This window comes from Desulfonatronospira sp. (assembly GCA_003563255.1).
In the GTDB taxonomy this organism is placed as follows: Bacteria; Desulfobacterota; Desulfovibrionia; order Desulfovibrionales; family Desulfonatronovibrionaceae; genus Desulfonatronospira.
The window spans coordinates 1-4,497 of record PWSL01000335.1; the positions used below are offsets into that span (position 1 = coordinate 1).

General features: G+C 49.4%; 1 protein-coding gene. It reads right to left on the bottom strand.

The annotated features are described in order from the left end of the window. Nucleotides 1–2,716: PAS domain S-box protein (locus tag QZP87_RS09665; RefSeq protein WP_291322711.1), on the bottom strand; the 2,716-nt coding region annotated here is incomplete at its 3' end. Nucleotides 2,717–4,497: the final 1,781 nt, after the last annotated feature.

The window sequence follows — 4,497 nt, forward strand, 5'->3', positions numbered from 1 at the left end:
GCAGACGGGCAGGGTCCCCCACCAGTTTTTCCGGAAGTGCCGGGTCCAGTTGAAAGACCAGGGACAAATCCTTTTCCTTGATGGTTACTTTGAACAGGTCGGTAACGGAATCCACCAGCTCTTTGGTTCTGAATTCCTCCTCGATGATTTCCATCTTGCCCGCCTCCACCCTGGACAGATCCAGGATGTCCGACAAGAGCCGGGTAAGGCGGTTGGCTGAGGTGATACCCAGCTCAACGTACTCATTTTGCTCATGGTCCAGATCAGTGGTGGACTGCAGAAGCTGCAACATGCCCAGGATACCGTTTAATGGAGTGCGCAGTTCGTGGCTCATGTTGGCCAGAAATTCGGATTTGGCCCGGTTGGCGGCCTCGGCGGCTTCCTTGGTGGAGACAAGGTCATCTTCGGCCAGCTTACGGTTGGTAACATCCCAGACAGTGGATACCATCAGATTGTTCTCGGGCAGGGGGATGTTCTTGGCCGTGATGTAGAAAGTGTCCTGATCCTGGCGAGCAACCGGGACATCCTGCCAGGTCATCCGTTCGGGATCGTTGCTGGCGCAATCCTCAACCACCCTTTTCTTGATTTCTTCCCTGAACGTAGCATCAGTGTAGACGACTTCCCAGAAGTCGTTGGGGGCGGCCAGCGCCTCCCGTGTGGTCCGGTAGAACTTGGCGAAATTATCGTTCATGTAGGTGAACTGCACCTTCGGGTCGACCGAATTGACGGCAACGCCCACCGGAAGATTGTCCAGGGTCGCCTGGATGAATGCTTCCCGTTCCCGCAGGGCCTCTTCGGCTTGCTTTCGTTCCGTAACATCTCTTGTGCTGAACAGGAGTTCCTTTGGGTTGCCAGCATTATCAAGAATGAACTTCCCGATTGTTTCAAACCAGAGATATTCACCATCATCTCGTCGATATCTGTACTCGACTTTTTTGCCGTCTTCTTCGTTGGTCAAGAATTCCATCAAGGCATTTTCAATTCTTTGATAATCGTCAGGATGGACAAATTCCATGACATTCCTGCCCACAAGTGAATCTAAATCGTACCCCAGGATGCTGTGGGAAGGACCGATGTATGTGTAGTTGCCTTCCATGTCGGTCACAGAAACGAGATCGCTCATGGTGTTGGCAATAGTATCCAGCAGCTGGGTTTTTTCCCGCAGCGCTTCCTCAGCACACTTGCGCTCGGTGATGTCCTCGAACGTCGCATAGGCCTGAAAGGGTTTTGAATCACCGGGTTGGAACAGGGGAATGGCTGTGATGGAAAGCCAGATATAGGAATGCTTGTCCGGATGAAACACGCCCCGGACAACCGGCCCAACGGTTTCTCCGGTACGCAGGGTGATCATGGCCGGATGGTCCTCTCCTGGAACCGCTGTGCCGTCTTCCATAATCATTTTCCAGCGCGGGTCCATGGATGTTTTGCCCTGCATTTGTTCCAAAGATATGCCGAGTATTCTTTCTGCAGCAGGATTGGCTGATATGATGGAGCCGTCGGCTGCCTGATAAATGACCCCCTGGGCCATGGTTTCAAACAGGCGGCGGTGTCTATCCTCGCTATCTCGCAGTGCCTCTTCGGTTCGCTTGCGCTCGGTGATGTCGCGGACCAGACAGATAACTTCTTCCTTGCCGACGGGCATAGCCCGAGCCTCAAAGTAGCATTTACCAGTTTGGACTTTCAGTTCGTACTCAATAACTTCCAGTTCTTGAGTATCCAGGGCTTTCTCTATGCGTTGCAGGATTAAAGAAGACTCCTGTTCAGGAAAAATATCTGTTATGTTCTTTTTCAACAGTTCAATACGGGGTAAAGCCAGTTTATCTTCAGAGGAAGCATAGATATCAAGATATTGACCGGTTTTGCTGAGCTTGATGATCATGTCCGGAATAACCTGAAATATTGTCCTGTGCTTTACTTCACTCTCCCGCAGCGCCTCCTCGGCCCGCTTTCGCCCAGTGATATCATAAGCCGCAGCAAATATAACCGGCTTTCCATCCAGAGTTATCAAGTTTAGGTAAATATCAACAGGGTAGCAGGACCCATCCTTTCTGATATGCACAGATTCAAAGGAAGTGCTCTGACTTTCTTTAAGATCATTCCATGCTTGGAATCGCTTGTCAGAATCAAGAAGGTGGGGATCAATGTCCTTTACCTGCATCTGCAGTAATTCCTGCTTGGAGTACCCTGTATTCCTGCATGCAGCCTCATTAACCATGAGAAACTTGCCATCAAGATCATGGATGAATACACCTCCCGGCATATTTTCAAAGACTGCCCTGAATCTCTTATCACTCTCCAGAAGAGCCTCATGGGCCTGCTTGCGCTTGGATATATCCCTGGTGAACCCCTGGTAGGCTTTAACCCGCCCATTTTCATCCCATACTGCGTAGGCATTTATGGACGCCCAGAACTTTGTTCCGTCCTTGCGTCTGAACCGGCATTCATGATCAACCACTTTGCCGTACTCTTGCATCAGGCGCATGAATTCCAGGCGGTCCTCAGACTTGACATATGTCTGGGCAGCAATGTCAGTGACCGACTCCAGCATCTTCTGGGGTGATTCATACCCAAACTTTTTGGCTAAGGCCGGGTTGACAGAGAGTAATTTGCCCTCCGGCGTGGAAGTATAAATACCTATGGGGGCGTTTGTGAACAGATCTTGACACTGTTCCGGGGTGAGGATGCAAAAGTCTTGGGATGCGGAGTCCTGTGGCATGGTTTGCTCCAAGCAGGTTTGGGTAAGAAAAATAAAAAAACTTAAAAACTTCACGCTAGACTACGTGCCATAGTCTTGTCAGAGCGATTTTGTTGACTACCACTGTTTATCCTCATGCCCTTTCTGCCTTAACTGCCTTCTCTTTGTCCACTTTTTTTATCCTATTAAAATAACAACACTTTTTCCCCAGCCAAAAACCATACCATAAATACTTTGGGGTAAAATAAAGAAAGCATGTTTTTTCCAAAAAAATAATATATGTCTGAAATAATAGATGATTTTCTGACAGATTCGGCTTTTCCTGTAAGCTGGAAATTATGCCCATGTTTGGGGGGCTGGGGCCACCGAACGAGTCTACCACAGCGGTCAGCGTACCCTGTGACCTTTCAGGACATGCGGACGGCATGGACTGTGAGTCTATGCCGTGTACGCCTGACTAACCCTCACGTAACCATTCAGGGGGTGCCAGCAATCGCCACCGGGAATAGACTTGAGGTGTACTCCCCAGGCGTGAGCGGCAGAGCCGCCCGACTGTCCCGTGAAACAAACGTAGTTTCAGCGTAGCTGGTTTCACTGGGATGTGCAACGAAGTTGCCCGTGCTAAAAAGATCTTCTCTGGCACGGGAAGCCTTCAGGCTTCACACGGGTGCTTTGCACACACGGTTTTGAAGAATAATGTTCCCCAGCAAGGCATTGCCCGCCTGGCAGACAGGCAAATTGGCATATCTCCCCCCTGAAGGATGCTCAGATGGGGACAGTCCCCTGGCCTTGTGTTGAATTTGTGATAATTTAAGGTACGGATTTTGCTCATTACATTTATTACAATATGTTAGCTTTATCATCTGAAGCGTTGCTTGTATAAAAAACTCGATTTATTTTTTGAGAGTATATACGGAAATCAGTCTGGGTGGCCAGGTAGGTCAAGGGCTCCCAGAGGGTGTCACAACCATTGCCCCGATTTTAAGGGGTTGGAACTTTTTAACTGCTGCGCCATGACGTTCTTGAACTTGGTTTGAAACATTGCTCCGATTTTAAGGGGTTGAATCCCAAAGCGGGCTACGCCCGCAACCCAGGAAATAAAGAAACTTTAACCACCCGTTCGCCCATGTCGAATGGCTGCGCCTACACCTCGTGTATTCAACTGGGAAAAAAGACTTACCCGGTTGAATACGGCTTTGCCGTAGACTGAATGTCTATTCAACCGGGCGAGCTCATGACGCCCAGTTTAAACCCTGCTGCGCAGGAACGCTTTAAGCGTTGTTTAACCGGTGCAGGCAAAGGTCGCAAAGGCAGGAAGGCAGGAAGGCGGGAAGGTTTTTTCATTTGCCGGGTAGACCCAGTTAAACCCGTCTGCGACGGAGACTGCGTCTATTTCACTGGGCAGGCAGAGCAAGGCAGGAGTAAGAGTTTCAACATTCATATCCACCGAGCCGGTGGCTATGAATAACATGCTCCCCCCGGGGCGAGATCCTTTTGCATTACTGCGCTTCGCAGAAATGCAAAAATGGCTTCTCTTCTCAGCGCCCTCAGCGTCTCTAACGAGTCTTCGAGTAGGCGAGAGACAATAATTCTGAGCGTCTGATCATCTGTAAAAAACTTTTCCGGATGAGGTTCAGTAAATGCGAAGAGCATTCTCCCCGCATCAGTTTTTCAGCTATGCATTAGTGACTTACTCCTGAAACCCTGTCACAAAAAACAAGAAAAATTTGAGCCATGACGGGGGTTCAGCGCTTGGCACTGTAAATGTTCCGCACTTATTTTTTAAGAAAAAGACTACTGCC